This window comes from Enterococcus sp. DIV0682, from assembly GCF_051712685.1.
GTDB lineage: Bacteria > Bacillota > Bacilli > Lactobacillales > Enterococcaceae > Enterococcus > Enterococcus faecalis.
Map to the genome: position 1 here is coordinate 109,863 of NZ_JBIOPK010000001.1, position 17,468 is coordinate 127,330.

At 38.4% G+C, this 17,468-nt stretch carries 15 protein-coding genes and 1 pseudogene; 11 read left to right on the forward strand and 5 right to left on the reverse strand.

Annotated features, from left to right (window positions below; all coding sequences use genetic code 11):
- The first annotated feature begins 11 nt into the window (after positions 1-11).
- Together IGK96_RS00480 and IGK96_RS00485 are read left to right on the forward strand one after the other, a co-directional pair.
- Positions 12-521, forward strand: a complete 510-nt coding sequence (locus tag IGK96_RS00480; RefSeq protein WP_010707955.1) for an RNA polymerase sigma factor — start codon at positions 12-14, stop codon at positions 519-521.
- Between the two features lies 1 nt (position 522).
- Complete coding sequence (locus IGK96_RS00485) at positions 523-1,599, forward strand: hypothetical protein (protein ID WP_010707956.1); 1,077 nt, start codon at positions 523-525, stop codon at positions 1,597-1,599.
- A 156-nt stretch (positions 1,600-1,755) separates the two neighbouring features.
- Here the strand turns inward: IGK96_RS00485 and IGK96_RS00490 are convergent, their stop codons facing one another.
- Complete coding sequence (locus tag IGK96_RS00490; RefSeq protein ID WP_002356125.1) at positions 1,756-2,235, reverse strand: arginine repressor; 480 nt, start codon at positions 2,233-2,235, stop codon at positions 1,756-1,758.
- A 218-nt stretch (positions 2,236-2,453) separates the two neighbouring features.
- On the opposite strand from IGK96_RS00490, the gene IGK96_RS00495 reads away from it, so the two are divergent.
- The 6 genes from IGK96_RS00495 (at position 2,454) to IGK96_RS00520 (ending at position 8,790) form a co-directional block, all read left to right on the forward strand.
- Entirely contained in the window at positions 2,454-2,966 is a 513-nt protein-coding gene (locus IGK96_RS00495; protein ID WP_002387472.1) for an arginine repressor, read from the forward strand.
- 296 nt (positions 2,967-3,262) lie between these two features.
- Positions 3,263-4,489 carry an arginine deiminase gene (gene arcA / locus IGK96_RS00500; protein WP_002356129.1) on the forward strand — a complete coding sequence of 409 codons (1,227 nt, stop codon included), beginning with the start codon at positions 3,263-3,265 and terminating at the stop codon, positions 4,487-4,489.
- A 24-nt stretch (positions 4,490-4,513) separates the two neighbouring features.
- Positions 4,514-5,536, forward strand: coding sequence for an ornithine carbamoyltransferase (argF, locus tag IGK96_RS00505; RefSeq protein ID WP_160747730.1), 1,023 nt, complete (start codon positions 4,514-4,516; stop codon positions 5,534-5,536).
- Between the two features lie 105 nt (positions 5,537-5,641).
- Positions 5,642-6,574, forward strand: a complete 933-nt coding sequence (gene arcC / locus IGK96_RS00510; RefSeq protein WP_002356132.1) for a carbamate kinase — start codon at positions 5,642-5,644, stop codon at positions 6,572-6,574.
- A 24-nt stretch (positions 6,575-6,598) separates the two neighbouring features.
- Positions 6,599-7,291 carry a Crp/Fnr family transcriptional regulator gene (locus tag IGK96_RS00515; RefSeq protein ID WP_002363490.1) on the forward strand — a complete coding sequence of 231 codons (693 nt, stop codon included), beginning with the start codon at positions 6,599-6,601 and terminating at the stop codon, positions 7,289-7,291.
- 47 nt (positions 7,292-7,338) lie between these two features.
- Positions 7,339-8,790, forward strand: coding sequence for a YfcC family protein (locus IGK96_RS00520; protein ID WP_002383451.1), 1,452 nt, complete (start codon positions 7,339-7,341; stop codon positions 8,788-8,790).
- Positions 8,791-8,880: 90 nt separating this feature from the next.
- Here IGK96_RS00520 and IGK96_RS00525 read toward each other — a convergent pair whose 3' ends face one another.
- Together IGK96_RS00525 and IGK96_RS00530 are read right to left on the reverse strand one after the other, a co-directional pair.
- Positions 8,881-9,561 carry a type 1 glutamine amidotransferase domain-containing protein gene (locus tag IGK96_RS00525; protein WP_002359260.1) on the reverse strand — a complete coding sequence of 227 codons (681 nt, stop codon included), beginning with the start codon at positions 9,559-9,561 and terminating at the stop codon, positions 8,881-8,883.
- Complete coding sequence (locus IGK96_RS00530) at positions 9,558-9,893, reverse strand: ArsR/SmtB family transcription factor (protein ID WP_002356136.1); 336 nt, start codon at positions 9,891-9,893, stop codon at positions 9,558-9,560. The genes IGK96_RS00525 and IGK96_RS00530 overlap by 4 nt, the downstream gene beginning before the upstream one ends.
- 180 nt (positions 9,894-10,073) lie before the next feature.
- On the opposite strand from IGK96_RS00530, the gene IGK96_RS00535 reads away from it, so the two are divergent.
- From IGK96_RS00535 to IGK96_RS00545, 3 genes are all read left to right on the forward strand, one after another.
- Entirely contained in the window at positions 10,074-11,090 is a 1,017-nt protein-coding gene (locus IGK96_RS00535; protein ID WP_033625242.1) for an NADP-dependent oxidoreductase, read from the forward strand.
- Positions 11,091-11,300: 210 nt separating this feature from the next.
- A complete protein-coding gene (locus tag IGK96_RS00540) occupies positions 11,301-13,808 on the forward strand; it encodes an EndoS/ChiA family endoglycosidase (RefSeq protein ID WP_085443262.1) in 2,508 nt (835 codons plus the stop codon).
- Positions 13,809-14,236: 428 nt separating this feature from the next.
- A complete protein-coding gene (locus IGK96_RS00545) occupies positions 14,237-15,505 on the forward strand; it encodes a RidA family protein (RefSeq protein WP_016630579.1) in 1,269 nt (422 codons plus the stop codon).
- A gap of 49 nt (positions 15,506-15,554) precedes the next feature.
- On the opposite strand, the pseudogene IGK96_RS00550 reads toward IGK96_RS00545, so the two are convergent.
- A pseudogene (locus IGK96_RS00550) lies at positions 15,555-15,998 on the reverse strand (MepB family protein).
- Positions 15,995-17,407 (reverse strand): PLP-dependent aminotransferase family protein, encoded by a 1,413-nt coding sequence (locus tag IGK96_RS00555; protein WP_010707964.1) that lies wholly within the window; start codon positions 17,405-17,407, stop codon positions 15,995-15,997. The pseudogene IGK96_RS00550 and the gene IGK96_RS00555 overlap by 4 nt, the downstream one beginning before the upstream one ends.
- Positions 17,408-17,468: the final 61 nt, after the last annotated feature.

The following is a 17,468-nucleotide window of genomic DNA, read 5'->3' on the forward strand; positions in this document are numbered from 1 at the left end:
TTGAAGATTAAATGAGAGAGTCAGCTCATGTTCGCTTAGTTAAGAAAGCGAAAAAAGGCGATGCCCAAGCATTTATTCAGTTATGTGAGATGTATCAGGTTGTAACGTATAATTCTGCATATAAATTACTGAAAAATAACCAAGATGTTATTGATTGTTTACAAGAAACGGAAATACGTGCGTGGAAACAAATTAGAAAGTTGCGCAAGGAAGAGACATTTAATAGTTGGTTGTTTAGAATCATGATTAATTGCGCAAAGGATATCTTAAAAAAACGAATTGAAACAATTCAGTTAGAGGAAAGTTATTGGGTCACTGAAAAACAGACTATTGATACAATTGAGTTGAAAGAAGTATTCACAGAATTGCCTGATAGATATAAAATCCCATTGATTTTACACTATTATTCGGGGTTCAACATTCGTGAAATAGCCCAACAGCTAGATATGTCGGAAAATACGGTAAAAACAAGATTAGCACGTGGTCGTCAGCGTCTAAAAATTCTATTGGAAGGAGAATAATATGGACCAGAAGAATTTAACTACTATCTGTGAAGAGCAGGAGATTCCAGAAGAAGTAGAACAAGCTTTGAAGAGCAATAGAGCAAAGATTTTAAAGCATGAAATTAAACAAGAACGAATCGTTTCAAGTCTACAAAAAGGATGGTTTATAGTGCTGACAGCGATAGCATCACTTACGTTATTTTTAAGTTTTAATCCACAAATGAATTTAGCTATTAAACAAGCATTCGGGATTAATGAAGATCCTGGTGTTAATGTAGCAGAAGAAAATCAGTTAGCCGCTGATTTACATTTAGTTAGTACATCCAATGATTTAGAAATTACACTAACTAAATTTGTCACGACAAAAACAAAGCTGGCTTTTGATTATCAATTTAAAATTACTGATGATAAATTGAAAAAATTATTGGAAAAAAATATTCAAGCCAAGGATAATCATCAGTTTATTGAACTTAGTTTGTATGCAAATGGTAGTGATGAAGATATTTATGGTGGGGTGTTCACAGAATCTACTTTTCGAGTTGAGGGAGAAATGTTTTATGGTTCAGTTATCTCAGTATTTACAAAAGATGTTATCCCTGAGGATGCAGAATTAACTTTGAAAATTAAACGATTTGATTGGCAAGATAAAGATGAATTTAATACGGCGATGGCCAATGCACCAGCGGAAGGTCTTGAAGCTTCTTTTACTGTAGATAATGCATTGGAATATGAAGGGGATTGGTCGTTTAACCTTACCTCTAAGCCGCTAACGGAAACAGCATCTCCGACTATTAGTAAAGTGACAAATGTTAAGGATGTTCAAGCAATCAGTGATGCTTTGCAAACCGATGTAACATTCACAGCACCATTAAGGGCAAACAGTCGACCAGCTGTGACCGTTTATAAAGATAGTGTAAAACAAGAGCAATTGATTGAATTAGAATCATATGACCCATTGACTGGAGAAATTAATTTTAGGTTTAGTTTGAGTGCTTTGGATAAATCAGGAGCCATTTACAAAATTCAGTTGAATGAAATTAACGCCTATGGAGAACCTTTATCTGAAATCGGGTCATTTGAATTACGTAATACCTAAGCGTAGTAAAGAAAGTGAGGACATAGTCAGAATGACTACGGCCTCACTTTTTAAAAATTAAGATAAGTGGCTAAATACTTTTGTTTTAGTTTTTTATTTATCTTTAATAAAAATAGCAATGATGTCAAAAAATAGTCGATTTTACTAAGTGATGAATTATGGGTGGTACAAATACTGCTGGAAATAGTTGTTAACTTCAAGGGCATCTTCTTTATTTTTTGAAAGAATTAAGATAGTATCATCCCCAGCGATGCAGCCCAAGATATGAGGGTTGTGGATACGTATGCGATCAATTAAAACCCCAATGGCTTGCCCGTTGCCAGGTAAGACGGTTAAAAGATTTGTGAACTCTATTTGTGTTAAAGAAACACCAGTTTCAATAATAATGTCAACAAGACGTTCTTCATCTGTTTTATATTTTGGACGAAGGGCAGAATTATTCAAGATACGATAATAGGCTTCTCCTTGACCATTGTCTACTTTGTTTAAATTCAGCTCACGAATGTCACGAGAAATAGTTGCTTGTGTGGTGTGAATATTTTCTTTTTCCAATAATGCTAGTAATTCACTTTGTGTATGGATTTCATTTTCTGTGACCAATCGCTTAATCATCGTTTGGCGTTTTAATCGGTTCATTACTTTCCTCCAGTTCAGTTAATCATGCAAAAAAACATCATTGCTGTTATTTAAAACGGTGCCAGTAATTCCCTAAAATCACTGTACAACGTTTTACTAAATTGTGCAAGTCTCACTTTTTTAAATGCGAAATATCCGACAAAATCAATGAGAACCTTTTAGCTAAACGACCCTTTTTCTATTCTAATTAGAGAGATTCTGCTAGTATTGCTTTGTAAATGTCTGGAGGAAGGGTGTTATTTGTGAATAAGCAAACACGCCAAAGTTTGATTAAAGAAATCATTCAAACAACCGTAATTCATAGTCAAAATGAGTTGTTAAGAGAATTAAAAAAGCGCGAGATAAATGTCGCACAAGCAACGATTTCACGGGATTTATGGGAATTAAAAGTCGTCAAAGCATTAGATGAGTCTGGCGAGATGCGGTTAACGATTTTTGAACAATTCACTTCTTTAGAAGAACGAAAAAAAGAACAGTTGATACAAGCAATTCGTGAGGTAGTGACCAAAGTTGAACGTGTCGCCTTTTTACTAGTGGTTCATACATTACCAGACAACGCAACATTGTTTTCAGCTGTACTTGATGAAGTGTCTTTGTGTGAAAAGAAATGTTCTGTCGCTGGCTTCGACACTGTTATTATTGTTTCATCATCCGAAGAAAAAGCACAAGAACTAGAGCAGTATTTTCAACAATTTATTCAGCCAACACCTTTGTCAAAAAGTAACGCATAAAAGGAAGTGAGCCAGAAGTCGTTTTGACTTCTGGCTCACTTCCTTTTACCTCTATAAGATTATAACTTTATGAAGTGTGTGGAGAAATAATTTTTTTTGAATAAATGCATTTTTTTTTATTTAATTATGCATTATTTTTTTAGAATATCTATGAAAGCGCATTCTTTTAGGCTAGAAATATGCATAAGAAAGAATACCGTTGTATATTTGGTATTTTGTTTGGCAAATGGCTCACGTCCTAGGTTAATCAGGTCTGTTATTCTGTGTTTGTAATTAAGTTGAGGAGGTTATTTCACATGAGTCATCCAATTAATGTATTTTCTGAAATCGGGAAATTGAAAACAGTGATGTTACATCGTCCAGGTAAGGAATTAGAAAATTTAATGCCAGATTATCTGGAGAGATTGTTGTTTGATGATATTCCGTTTTTAGAAAAAGCACAAGCAGAACATGATGCATTTGCAGAGTTGTTACGATCAAAAGATATCGAAGTGGTCTATTTAGAGGACTTAGCTGCTGAAGCGTTGATTAATGAAGAGGTCCGCCGACAATTTATTGACCAATTCTTAGAAGAAGCCAATATTCGCAGCGAATCAGCAAAAGAAAAAGTTAGAGAGTTAATGTTAGAAATTGACGACAACGAAGAACTTATTCAAAAAGCGATTGCTGGCATTCAAAAACAAGAATTACCTAAATATGAGCAAGAATTTTTAACAGATATGGTTGAAGCGGATTATCCATTCATTATTGATCCAATGCCTAACTTATACTTCACGCGTGATAACTTTGCGACAATGGGGCACGGGATTTCTTTAAATCATATGTATTCAGTAACTCGACAACGGGAAACCATTTTTGGGCAATACATTTTTGATTATCATCCTCGTTTTGCTGGAAAAGAGGTTCCTAGAGTCTATGATCGTTCAGAATCAACCAGAATTGAAGGTGGCGATGAATTAATTCTTTCAAAAGAAGTAGTGGCCATTGGGATTTCTCAAAGAACGGATGCCGCGTCAATTGAAAAAATTGCGAGAAATATTTTTGAACAAAAATTAGGATTCAAAAATATCTTGGCTTTTGATATCGGTGAACATCGTAAATTCATGCATTTAGATACCGTTTTTACCATGATTGACTATGATAAATTTACGATTCATCCAGAAATCGAAGGTGGTTTGGTTGTTTACTCGATCACGGAAAAAGCAGATGGAGACATCCAAATTACAAAAGAAAAAGATACATTAGATAACATTTTATGCAAATACTTGCATTTAGACAATGTTCAATTAATCCGTTGCGGTGCTGGAAATTTAACAGCAGCAGCCCGTGAACAATGGAACGACGGTTCAAATACATTAGCAATTGCCCCTGGGGAAGTTGTTGTTTACGATCGGAATACGATTACGAATAAAGCGCTAGAAGAAGCAGGCGTGAAATTGAATTACATTCCAGGAAGTGAACTAGTACGTGGCCGTGGTGGCCCTCGTTGTATGAGTATGCCACTTTACCGTGAAGATCTTTAAAAAACACCCAAAATAGGAGGAATCATCATGAATTCAGTATTTCAAGGACGTAGTTTATTAGCAGAAAAAGATTTTACAAGAGCAGAATTAGAGTATTTGGTAGACTTCAGTATTCACTTAAAAGAATTGAAGAAAAAAGGGATTCCACATCACTATTTAGAAGGAAAAAATATCGCTCTTTTATTTGAAAAAACTTCGACACGGACACGCTCTGCATTTACTACAGCAGCGATTGATTTAGGGGCACATCCTGAGTATTTAGGCGCCAACGATATTCAATTAGGTAAAAAAGAATCTGTTGAAGATACAGCGATTGTTTTAGGTAGTATGTTTGACGGGATTGAGTTCCGTGGGTTTAGTCAAGAAGTAGTGGAAGATTTAGCGAAATATTCTGGTGTTCCTGTTTGGAATGGTTTAACGGATCAATGGCATCCAACACAAATGATTGCGGACTTTATGACAGTGAAAGAAAACTTTGGTCGTTTAGAAGGAATCACTTTAGTATATGTCGGCGATGGCCGTAACAACATGGCAAACAGCTTGTTAGTGACAGGTGCTATTTTAGGCGTAAATGTTCGCATTTGTGCACCAAAAGAATTGTTCCCTTCTGATGAAGTCGTTAATTACGCAAAAGAATTTGCGAAAGAATCTGGTGCAGAATTAATGATTACAGACGACGTTGCTAAAGGCGTTAAAGGAGCCAACGTGTTATATACAGACGTTTGGGTGTCCATGGGTGAAGAAGATAAATTTGAAGAACGTGTCAATCTGTTGAAACCTTATCAAATTAATATGGCTATGTTAGAAAAAACCGAAAACATGGATGGCGATTTAATTGTATTACACTGTTTGCCAGCCTTTCATGATACGAAAACACAATACGGTGAAATGGTTGCTGAAAAATTTGGCATTACTGAAATGGAAATTACGGATGAAGTCTTCCGCAGTAAATATGGTCGTCAATTTGAAGAAGCAGAAAACAGAATGCATTCCATTAAAGCGATCATGGCAGCTACTTTAGGCAATTTATTCATTCCTCGTGTGTAGGAAGCAACTGAAAAAACATTGAAAAAAGAATAGTCGTTTCGCCCTTTAAGAGATTCTTTTGAAGGGCGGCCTATTCTTTATTATGATAGGAAAGAAGGATTTGTAATGGGGAAAAAAATGGTCGTTGCACTAGGCGGAAATGCCATCCTTTCAAATGATGCTAGCGCACACGCACAACAGCAAGCATTAGTTCAAACATCTGCCTATTTAGTTCATTTAATTAAACAAGGGCATCGGTTGATTGTTTCACATGGCAATGGTCCACAAGTCGGTAATCTATTATTGCAACAACAAGCAGCTGATTCTGAAAAAAATCCAGCGATGCCGCTAGATACGTGTGTTGCTATGACACAAGGAAGTATCGGCTACTGGTTGTCCAATGCGCTTAATCAAGAATTAAACAAAGCAGGAATCAAGAAACAAGTGGCTACTGTTTTAACACAGGTGGTCGTAGATCCAGCAGATGAGGCATTCAAAAATCCAACAAAACCGATCGGTCCATTTTTAACAGAAGCTGAAGCCAAAGAAGCAATGCAAGCAGGTGCTATTTTTAAAGAAGATGCAGGACGTGGCTGGCGCAAAGTCGTTCCAAGTCCTAAGCCAATTGACATCCACGAGGCTGAGACTATTAATACCTTAATAAAAAATGATATAATTACCATTTCATGTGGTGGTGGTGGCATCCCTGTCGTAGGACAAGAATTAAAAGGTGTCGAAGCAGTAATCGATAAAGATTTTGCTTCTGAAAAACTGGCAGAATTAGTGGATGCGGATGCACTAGTTATTTTAACTGGCGTGGATTATGTGTGTATTAATTATGGCAAACCAGATGAAAAACAATTAACCAATGTCACTGTAGCAGAGTTGGAAGAATACAAACAAGCGGGTCATTTTGCACCAGGTAGTATGTTACCGAAAATTGAAGCCGCCATTCAATTTGTAGAAAGCCAACCCAATAAACAAGCAATTATCACTTCTTTGGAAAACTTAGGAAGTATGAGCGGCGATGAAATCGTAGGAACGGTTGTGACAAAATAAAGTATAGTATTTAGGAGAATTAAGATGATGATAGAGAAAATAATCACTAAAAATAATCAAGATTTTCAATACTTTTCTGAATCAGAACTAACAGAATTGCGCAACGAGAGTTTCGTTCGCTCCTATAAAAAAGGCCAAGTCCTTTTTTATCCAGGTGATCCGAGAAATCATTTGATTTTATTGGTTTCGGGTGTCATTAAAATTGAAAAAAATGATCGCAGTGGTAATTTTTCCTATCTGCATTTTATGAAAAAGCAGGCTCTTTTTCCGAGAATCGGACTGTTTCAAGATGAGGTTCATTACGACTCCGCGATTGCCTATACGGATATTGAGGTTGTGTTTGTGCCAGTTAAACTGTTTGAGCGTTTTCTCCAAAATAATCCCCAGCAATTGATTCATTGGATTCAAGAACAATCGGTCCTTTTAAAAGAAAGTATGATCAAAATCCAAAAAGGAACAACCAATGATGCATGTGAACGGATTGTGACATCACTGGCGATGTTATTAAATGATTTAGGAGAACGAATTGACAACAGAGAACGCGTTGCAATTGCTTGTCCAATTACCATTAATGACATTGCACGAATGAGTGGAACCACGCGGGAAACAGCAAGCAGTGTTATGAAAAAATTAGTCCAAATGAACCGTATTAGCTACAGTCATAAATTCTTAACTTTTCTAGATACGCCATTCTTTATTGATCGATTGAGTAATTAATCATAGAGAAGGGAGATACAGGAAAGTAGGTTCCTGTATAAAAGGATATGGCAGAAAAAAAGAAGAAAAACAAAAAACAGCTTTCGTCTTTTAGTATTTTATTTATTATTTTAATTGTTTTAGGTATCGTAACGGTCTTGCTAAATGGCCAGCCATTTACCCCAAGAGAAATTGATGGCAAAATGGTTGACCACGTGGTAGGGGCCAAATTATCGGATATTATCATGGCTCCATTCAATGGGTTTAAAGATGCCATTGAAATTAATATTTTTATTTTAGTACTCGGTGGCTTTTTAAATATTGTGACGCAAACTGGGGCTCTTGAAGCAGGGATTCAATCAGTCGTTAAAAAGTTAAAAGGGAACGAATTGAAAATCATTCCGATTTTAATGATTTTATTTTCTATTGGTGGGTCGACTTATGGAATGGCAGAAGAAACAATTCCTTTTTATGGTTTATTGAGTGCCACCATGGTCGCCGCTGGTTTTGATACGTTTGTCGCAGTGGGGACTGTGCTATTGGGTGCAGGATCAGGTGTTATCGGTTCAACGGTTAACCCTTTCTCCACAGGGGTAGCGATGGATGCGTTGCGAGGTATTGGCATTCAGCCGAATACAGGAATTATTTTAATTGTCGGTGCTATTTTGTGGGCGGCCTCTACCAGCTATTCTATTTTCATTGTGATGCGTTATGCGAAAAAAGTGAAGGCGGACAAAGGTTCAACAATTTTATCTTTACAAGAACAAGAGGATATGGAAAAAACGTATGGACAAGCAGCGTCGAAAGAAATGCCATTTACGAATCGTCATAAAAAAATCTTAATGGTATTCGCTTTCTGTTTTGTCGTTATGATTGTTTCCTTAATTCCATGGAACGACTTTGGAGTGACGATTTTCAAAGGCTGGACGTCTGTTTTAACAGGCAACAGTTTCGGTGACTGGTACTTTGGCGACTTAGCGATGTGGTTCTTCCTTTTAGGGATCATTGCTGCCTTGATTGGTCGCTTTACTGAAAAAGAAACCATTGAAGCATTTATCGACGGTGCCAAAGATATGTTATCCGTTGTTTTAATTATCGTAGTTGCTCGCGGGGCATCTGTTTTGATGTCTAAAACGTATTTAGATTCATTTATCCTTGATAAAGCGGCAGGCTTATTACAAGGACTCTCCCCAGTCTTATTTGTCATCGGTGCCTTTGTTTTATACTTAGGTTTATCTTTCCTAATTCCTTCAACTTCTGGTTTAGCGTACGTTTCTATTCCTGTAATGGGTGCGTTAGCTAAAAACATTGGTTTAAGTCCAGAAGTGATGGTTATGATTTTTGCTTCAGGTTGTGGCTTGATTAATTTGATCACGCCAACATCTGGTGTCGTAATGGGTGGTTTGGAAATTTCCAAAGTTCAATATGCCACTTGGACAAAATTCATGGCCAAACCAATGATTGTCTTAGGCTTAATTAACCTAATTATCTTAATTGGCGCGATGTTACTCTTTAGCTAATCAAAAATTTTTTATGTTAGGGCTTCGGCTTTCGGAAAAAAGAAGAAGCAATGAAACAACAGCGACTACCTAAAAGTAGTCGCTGTTGTTTCATTTTGATAGTTGTTGAATTAACAATCTTGCGACAGCGCGGACAGAAAAAGGATTTTGCCCAGTGATTATACGGCCATCTTGATACGCAAATTCTTTATAGGGACGCTTTTTCGCAAAAGTAGCACCATGTTCTTTGGCAATTGTTTCGTTTAAGAAAGGAACAACTGCTTTTTTCATGGCTAAAATTTCTTCTGCAGTAGTGAAGCCAGTAATGGTTTTATCTGCAATCAAATAATTTCCTGACGCATCTTTGACATTTAAAAGGCCAGCAATTCCGTGACAAACAGAAGTTAGGTACTTGCCCTGTTCGTAAAGGCTACGAGTGATTGCTTGCAACTGAGGATTATCAGGAAAGTCCCACATAACGCCATGGCCTCCTGTAAAGTAAATTGCTGCATATTCATCTGGCTCAATTTCTTCAAGAGAGAGGGAATGCGCTAGCGCTCGTTCTTGAAAATCAGCACTTTCATAAACTGCCATAATGGATGAATCTACATATTTCATACTCCGGGGATCCAAAGGGACATAGCCTCCTTGGGGACTAACATAGTCAACTGAAAATCCTGCTTTGGTTACTTCTTCCACGAACTCCGTGGCTTCACCTAGCCAGAGGCCCGTTGGTTCTTCGGTGCCGTGATAACGGGAAACGTTTGTGAGGACCACGAGAATTTTTTTCATGCTTGCTTCCTCCCTGGCATAATCGACGTAATGTGGGTCAATAGTTGTTGGAGTTGCTCAATTTTGGTGGTATCGTGAGAAAGTGAGTAATAATTTTTAGTTCCTTCACTGCGACAATCAATTAATTTGGCTTGTTTCAAAATTTTTAAGTGGTGAGAAACCGCGGGGCGTGAGAGTTGTGTCGCCTCTGTTAACTCAGTGACACGACGGCCAACACAGGCCTGGTCTTCTAACAGTGCAATAATAATTGCTTGGCGTTTTTCATCACCCAATGCGATTAAAAAATCACTAAGCGCAGTAAATTCTGTTTGAATTTCTTCTAATTCTTTCATATTCTTTCGCCTCTTTGGTTCGTATTTTTAAACGATTAAACCATTTTTCGTGTTTTTTGTCAATAAAATACGCTGAGGGCTGAAACTTGACGTGGATCCCATTTTTCGTTAAGATACTAATTGATTAAAGGTTTAAACTTTTAAACCGATAAAAAGGATAGTAAAGAGAGGAAAGATTCAATGATGAAAGCCGCTTTAATTCATAAATACGGACAAAAAGAATTAGCAATCGAGGAGGTGCCCTTACCCACCATTCATGACAACGATGTTTTGGTCAAAATTATCGCTGCCAGTATCAACCCGATTGATTTAAAAACAAAAGATGGCAAAGTAAAGATGCTTTTAAATTATCAAATGCCACTGATTTTAGGCAGTGATTTTGCTGGGATTGTTGTTTCTGTTGGAAAAAATGTTCAAAATTTTAGGCTGGGCGATGCAGTTTACGGGCGAGTACCCAAAAATCGCGTGGGAACTTTTGCTGAATATATTGCAGTGGATCAAGCGGCTGTAGCTATGAAGCCGAAAAATTTAACGTTTGAAGAAGCTGCGGCCATTCCGTTAGTCGGTTTGACAAGTTATCAAGCGCTACATGATATTATGAATGTACAGCCAGGCCAGAAAGTCCTGATTCAAGCAGGTTCAGGAGGGATTGGGACCATTGCGATTCAATTAGCAAAACTAGCGGACTCTTACGTTGCCACCACCACGAGTAGTAAAAATAAAGAATGGGTTCAAGCGTTGGGAGCAGATGAAGTGATTGACTATCAGACACAAAATTTTGAAGAAGTTTTATCCGACTACGATTATGTGTTTGATACAATGGGGGGGACAATCTTAGAAAAAGCTTTCTCAGTGGTTAAACCTCAGGGAAAAGTCGTTACATTGTCAGGCATTCCCAACGAACGTTTTGCTAAAGAGTATGGCTTGCCGCTTTGGAAACAATGGGCCTTTAAAATAGCTACCCGCAAGATTCATCGATTGGAGCAAGCCACAGATGTTAGTTATCATTTTTTGTTTATGCGTCCAGATGGCGAGCAATTAGCCTTACTCACTAAGTTCATTGAACAGGGAAAATTACAGCCGATAATTGACCGAGTCGTTCCTTTTAGCCAAATTCAAGAAGCGGTGGATTATTCACTGACAGGACGAGCACAAGGGAAAATTGTTGTGAAAATCGCCGATGTTGATCACGACTAAGTAAAGGAGACATGCAAGAAAAATAGGCCTGTTTTTCTTGCATGTCTCAAAATTTACATTTAAACGCCGTCTAACAAAAGTGATTTTAGGCGGGAAAAGATTTTTATAGAAAATCCTCATTTTTCCAGTTTCTATTTTGCAAATTCGTTATTTTTTGTTATTCTATTGATGGTTGTGTATGCGCTTTCTTTTTTAGGTGGATACACAAAAATGAACGGAGTGCAGAAAGGAATGGTGTTCAAAGTGGGGAACAATTTATCGACAAGAAAAGGAGAAAACAGAGAAACAATTGTTAGTTGGCTGGGTCTTTCGTTATTGGTTGGCTTGGCGTTTATCTTATTTAGTCTGTTTCATCAACCAATGATCAGCCAAGCCAATGAGCCGACCCAAGAGAAACATTTTATGGTTTATTATCGGGCTTGGCGTGACAAAACGATGCAAGGAGTTAATACAACATTGCCAGATGAAAATTGGCTAACGATGCACGATATTCCTTATGGTATTGACATTGTGAATGTCTTTAGTTATGTGCCAAAAGGACAAGAAGCACTTGCACAGCCATTTTATGATACGTTAAAAAATGAGTATGCGCCAGCATTACATGCACGAGGTGTTCGTTTAGTTCGTGGGATTGATTACAGCGAGCTATTAAAAGTTCCTTATGCAGGAACAACGCCTACAGAAGCAGAATTTGATGCTTATGCGAAAGAGCTGTTAACCAAATTTGTCGATGATTTAGGAATTGATGGGTTAGATATTGACATGGAAACTCGTCCAAGTGAAAAAGATATTGTTCTATCTAATGGTGTCATTCGTGCATTATCAAAATACATTGGACCGAAGTCGGGAACGGATCGTCCATTTTTGTATGATACCAATGCAGAATATTTACCACCTTTACAAGATGTCAGTGACTGTTTCGATTTTCTCGCGTATCAACAGTATGGTAGCGATGACCAACGCACGCAACGAGCATTAAATAATTTAAGTCCGGTTCTCAATGGGGAACGATTTGTTCCAGGATTAACTTTCCCAGAAGAGCAAGATCGCAACCGCTGGTATGACACAAAAGAGCCGTATATGGAAAGTAACATGTATAAAGTAGCTCGTTATTCTTATGAAAATAATTTAGGGGGCATGTTCCTCTATGCCTTAGATCGCGATGGTCGCACCTATAATGAAGACGATTTAAATCAGATAAAACCTTCTAATTTACTTTGGACAAAAACGGCCATTGCAGAGAGTAAAGGCGTTTCTCTTGCAGAGATGCAAGCGGCTGCGCAACACTATTTAAAACGAATTAGCTACGCCAACACAGACCTTGAAGCACAAAATAAAGCCGCAGAAGCAGTGACACAAGCAACGACGCTTTATGATGTGAATAAAGCTATTTTAGGTGGCGATTATGGCCAAGGGATTTCAAATACCTATGATGCTGAATTAGAAAAAGGCCTGTTAGCCATTGACTTAACCACTTTATATCGTGCGTTGGATCAAGCAGTTACAGCCATTGAAAAGGCAGAAAGCTATACACCAGAAACGATTCAAGCACTACAAACAACAAAAGAGACAGTCGCAACAGAACTTGCGGGAAAAACGTATACAGCCGCGCAAGTGACTACTTGGCAAACGGAGGTCCAAACAGCTTTGGATAATTTAAAAGAGAAACAAACACAACCTTTAAAAAGTGTCTTTTCCATTGATGCGGGAAGAAAATATTTTTCCGTGGAGCAACTGGAAGAATTAGTGGCCAAAGCCAGTCAAAATGGGTACACAGATGTCCAATTAATTTTAGGAAATGATGGCTTACGGTTTATTTTGGATGATATGTCGGTCAATGTGAATGGTAAAAAATACAACCACAACCGGGTTTCAAAAGCAATCCAACGAGGCAACAACGCATATTACAATGATCCTAATGGCAACGCGTTAACGCAAAAAGAAATGGATCGGTTGTTGGCTTTTGCGAAAGAGCGCAACATCAACATCATTCCCGTGATTAACAGTCCAGGACATATGGATGCCTTGTTAGTGGCCATGGAAAAACTAGCGATTAAAAATCCCGCTTTTGATGGCTCAAAACGAACAGTAGATTTAGGGAACCAAAAGGCAGTGAATTTCACAAAGGCGATTATCAGTAAGTACGTGGCTTATTTTTCCGCGCATAGTGAAATTTTCAATTTTGGTGGCGATGAGTATGCAAATGATGTCGACACAGGCGGTTGGGCGAAACTGCAATCTTCTGGGCGCTACAAGGATTTTGTCGCTTATGCGAATGATTTAGCTAAAATAATTAAAGATGCGGGCATGCAGCCAATGAGCTTCAATGATGGCATTTATTACAACAGCGACGATTCTTTCGGTACATTTGACCCAGAGATTATTATTTCTTATTGGACAGCCGGTTGGAGCGGATATGACGTAGCCAAACCTGAGTACTTTGTTCAAAAAGGACACAAAATTTTTAATACCAATGATGCGTGGTATTGGGTCGCTGGCAATGTTGATTCTGGCATTTATCAATATGACGATGCTTTAGCAAATATGTCGAAAAAAGCATTTACAGATGTGCCAGCAGGCAGCCCAAATCTTCCAATTATTGGAAGTATTCAATGTGTTTGGTATGATGACCCTAGTCGTGACTATGATTTTGAACGAATTTATACGCTAATGGATACGTTCTCGGAAAATTATCGTGAGTATATGGTGGTTAAATAAAACTAGTTAAAGCTAACGAGTTATCTATAAAGACTGATCCTGGGACAAAAACCACTTTGGATTTTTGTCCCAGGATCAAAACCTGATAAACGGCGGGAACAGAACCAACTCCTTCGGAAATAAGCCGAAATTCTCCAAAAATTAAAGAGCAATTTTCGGAAATTTCTTCTTATTTCTCGGAGCTAAACGGTTCTTTCCCGACCTCAGCCTTCTTTAACGGAAGAAGATTTGTTTGAGGGCCAACAATCAATTTAGGAATGCCTTATTGAAATGTTCCTGTTCTTATTGTAGACTGAAAGAAGTGGTGGTGGAAAGCTATCACCATTAATAGAAAAGCAGGAAAATAAAAAGGATATTGTTGGAAGTTTAACGCTTGAAAATGTAAGCGGAATCATTTTTGTTGGAATGCTAAAAAAGGGAGTAGAGTTATGAGTAATGAAAATATCGTCTTAGCAAGAAATACAGAGCGTGCACCAAAGCATCCTCTCGCAGCCCAAACAGTCGCATTTTCCCACTATAATCATTTGTCAGCACAGTTACCTATTGAGCCAACCTCTGGACAATTGGTAGAAGGTGGCATTCGGGCCCAAGCGACACAATGCTTGAAAAATATCCAAGCGGTTGTTGAAAGTATCAACCATGTGATGAGTGACATTGTCAGAATGACCATTTTTGTCAAAGATATGCGGGATGTTGCCGCAGTTGAGGAGGTCTATGCGGCCTTTTTTACCCATTATTATCCAGCTAAAACAGTGGTCGCCGTCGCAGATTTGCCGTTAGGCGCTTCTGTTCAAATGGAGGCACTTGTTTCAAATGGGGAAGGAACTATCCCTAATGCACCTCAAGCTGGGGATTTAATTAAATTAACAAATCAGACTGTTCAGGCACCAATTGATGCTCTAGCCAGTCAAACGGTCGCGTTTTCTCACTATAACAATCTGTCTGCACAATTGCCTATAGATCCTCAAACGGGCAGAGTTGTGGCTGGCTGTGTTAAAACGCAAACAAAACAATGTTTGAAAAACATAAAAGCCATTTTAACCAGTATTGATGTGCCTTTTGATGATATTGTGAAGGTCAACATTTATTTAAAAGATTTATCTAAGCTGGAAGCTGTCAATCAAGTATATGCCGCTTTTTTCCCAGATTCAGGAATTGCGCGCACGGTCAATTATATGCCAGCACGAACAGTGATTGCTGTTGCTGATTTACCAATGGGCGCGGCGGTGCAAGTAGAAGCGGTGGTTTCTCATGGGGATGGTACGCCACCACAAGCGATTGAAGATCGACATGGATTAATTATTGAAGCAAATAATACAGATCACGCACCGAAGTGTCCATTTTCGACACAAACTGTTGCTTTTTCTCATTACAACCATCTATCAGCTCAGCTACCATTAGACCCTAAAACAAATGCGTTAGTCGCTGGCGGAATCAAGGAACAAACGACGCAATGCTTAGAAAACATCAAAGCGATTATTGAAAGTGTGGATCACAGCTTAGCTGATCTGGTGAAAGTGAACATTTTTGTGAAAGAGATTGAAGAGCTGGCGGCAGTGGATGACGTCTACCAAACGTACTTCCCCGAAGGCACGCCTGCAAGAAGAGTGATTGGTGTGACGGATTTACCAAAAGGTGCTCAGATTCAAATCGAAGCGATTGCTGGGAACGCAGAAGGTACGCCACCAATTGGTTAAACAGTAGAAGAAACAAACGTCAGCTGGCTTCTGAAGCCAGCTGACGTTTTTAGTATTTAGATAAATCAGTAAAGTAAGCTAGTTGCCATTTTTGTGTTTTTTTGGCGGTTTGATTAAGGTTTTGGCACCAAGAAGGATAAAAACGGGCCGCCATTTTGCCTTTTTGTTGATTCGTTTTGAGAATTTTTTGTTGGATTAAACATTCTTTCGGCAGAAGAAAGAGACCTTGCTTTTCTTAATCAGCAATGACAATTGCTAACATTTCAGGGGCTTCCGTTGCATCAAAGGCTTCGTTCTGATTTTGTTGATTTTTTTCCCAGAAGGCTGCAAAATAGCCTTCTTTTTTCGGCGTTTTTTTGGCTAAACGACTGCGGATAAGTTGTTGCGATTCATTAACTTGACATAAAAAGCCTTCATATTCGGCATTTTGTTTTTCTTCGGAAAGCAGGGTGATCGCGCCCACTGCTTTTTCAAGTATTGGCAATGAATTCATAGGGAATGTCCTTTCTTTTCGTTTAATGTCGGTAAGAGTTCTTGAATAATGGTTAATCCTTTCGCCAATACCTCAAGCTGATTGGAGGCCAAGGAAATTCGTAAAAAAGCATCTGGCTGATTTTGCACAGTAAAGCGGCTCGAGTGAAAAAGACGTACCCCATTTTGGAGAAATTCTTGTTCAATTTGCGGCGCCGTTTTTTCGGTAGAAAGGGGAATAGTTCGGTAGTACGGCAAAGGATTGCTAGGTCTAGCTAACCCAAAAATGGTATCAAATAAGTCATTGGCTTGTTTTGTTAAAGCCAATTTTTCTATCACTAATTCTTCTGCAACTGGTGAGCGTAAGACTTGGGTGACAATTTCAGCATCAAAGCCAGAAGTTTTAACGTTAATGTTAAAAATCGCACGCTCTATTTCTTGGCGAAGAAGCGGAGGGAAAACAAGGTACGCAATGCGTAAGCCTGTACAGACAAATTTTGTCATCCCCGCTAAGTAAATCGTTTGTTGAGGTAAGAGTTCTTGAAACGTTGGTAAAACTGCTTGCTGTGCATAAGTTGTTAAAAAAGAATGAATGTCATCTTCAATTACCCATAAGTGTTCTTGCTGAATAATTTCAGCTAAAGTCATTCGGCGGGCGCTAGACATTTGGAAACCAATCGGGTTATTACATGCGGGCATTAAGAAAATACCGTGTATTTTTTTCTTTTTGCATTCTTGCAGTAAATGCTCTGGGTCCATCCCCTCGGAATCATAGCCAATCGGGACGATTTCTAAATGATAAAGCTGGGCGAGTTCAATAAAATTTGAATACGTGTATCGATCTACGGCAATCCGCTGACCTGGAGAAAAAGCGGCGGCTAACGTCACGGCCAGCCCATTCTGGACACCAGATACAATGGCAACTTCTTCGGCATTGGTCCGAACGCCTTGTGTCTGAAGCCATTCGGCAGCGGTTGCTCGTTGAAAGTGCGTACCTAAAGGATCGCGATAATTTAGCAAACTGTTAAGGGCCGCATTTTTACTAACGGATTCAATAAAAGGTAAAATCCGCTGATTACACATATCAAAGGAACTAACCAGCCCTAAATCAATTAGATGGTCCGCTACTTGGTTGGTAGAGATTGTAATTGAGTGAAACGCGTTGGGAGAAACGAAAGTGCCGCTACCGATGTTTGTATAAAGTAAGCCTTTTTCCATAGCGTGTTTATAGGCTTGACCAATCGTCGTGAAATTCAGATCCAAGTAATCAGCTAATTCTCTTTGCGAAGGCAATTTCACATTTTTTTGAAGCGCACCAGATAAGATATCCGCTTCTAATTGTTTAACCAATGATTGGTAATAAGGTCTTGTTAAACGTTCTTTAACAGGGCGCCATGACAACGCATAGTTCTCATAGGAATTAATCGGCATGAGGGGAACTTCCTTTCTATAAAATTGTATTCCATACAATTATAACATTGAGTGTATTGTT

What these genes read in the sequence shown, in the direction of transcription:
- IGK96_RS00480 (WP_010707955.1), top strand. Translation starts at nt 12, where the DNA reads ATGAGAGAGTCAGCTCATGTTCGCTTAGTTAAGAAAGCGAAAAAAGGC.
- IGK96_RS00485 (WP_010707956.1), top strand. Translation starts at nt 523, where the DNA reads ATGGACCAGAAGAATTTAACTACTATCTGTGAAGAGCAGGAGATTCCA.
- IGK96_RS00490 (WP_002356125.1), bottom strand. Translation starts at nt 2,235, where the DNA reads ATGAACCGATTAAAACGCCAAACGATGATTAAGCGATTGGTCACAGAA.
- IGK96_RS00495 (WP_002387472.1), top strand. Translation starts at nt 2,454, where the DNA reads ATGTCTGGAGGAAGGGTGTTATTTGTGAATAAGCAAACACGCCAAAGT.
- arcA (WP_002356129.1), top strand. Translation starts at nt 3,263, where the DNA reads ATGAGTCATCCAATTAATGTATTTTCTGAAATCGGGAAATTGAAAACA.
- arcC (WP_002356132.1), top strand. Translation starts at nt 5,642, where the DNA reads ATGGGGAAAAAAATGGTCGTTGCACTAGGCGGAAATGCCATCCTTTCA.
- IGK96_RS00515 (WP_002363490.1), top strand. Translation starts at nt 6,599, where the DNA reads ATGATGATAGAGAAAATAATCACTAAAAATAATCAAGATTTTCAATAC.
- IGK96_RS00520 (WP_002383451.1), top strand. Translation starts at nt 7,339, where the DNA reads ATGGCAGAAAAAAAGAAGAAAAACAAAAAACAGCTTTCGTCTTTTAGT.
- IGK96_RS00525 (WP_002359260.1), bottom strand. Translation starts at nt 9,561, where the DNA reads ATGAAAAAAATTCTCGTGGTCCTCACAAACGTTTCCCGTTATCACGGC.
- IGK96_RS00530 (WP_002356136.1), bottom strand. Translation starts at nt 9,893, where the DNA reads ATGAAAGAATTAGAAGAAATTCAAACAGAATTTACTGCGCTTAGTGAT.
- IGK96_RS00535 (WP_033625242.1), top strand. Translation starts at nt 10,074, where the DNA reads ATGATGAAAGCCGCTTTAATTCATAAATACGGACAAAAAGAATTAGCA.
- IGK96_RS00540 (WP_085443262.1), top strand. Translation starts at nt 11,301, where the DNA reads ATGAACGGAGTGCAGAAAGGAATGGTGTTCAAAGTGGGGAACAATTTA.
- IGK96_RS00545 (WP_016630579.1), top strand. Translation starts at nt 14,237, where the DNA reads ATGAGTAATGAAAATATCGTCTTAGCAAGAAATACAGAGCGTGCACCA.
- IGK96_RS00555 (WP_010707964.1), bottom strand. Translation starts at nt 17,407, where the DNA reads ATGCCGATTAATTCCTATGAGAACTATGCGTTGTCATGGCGCCCTGTT.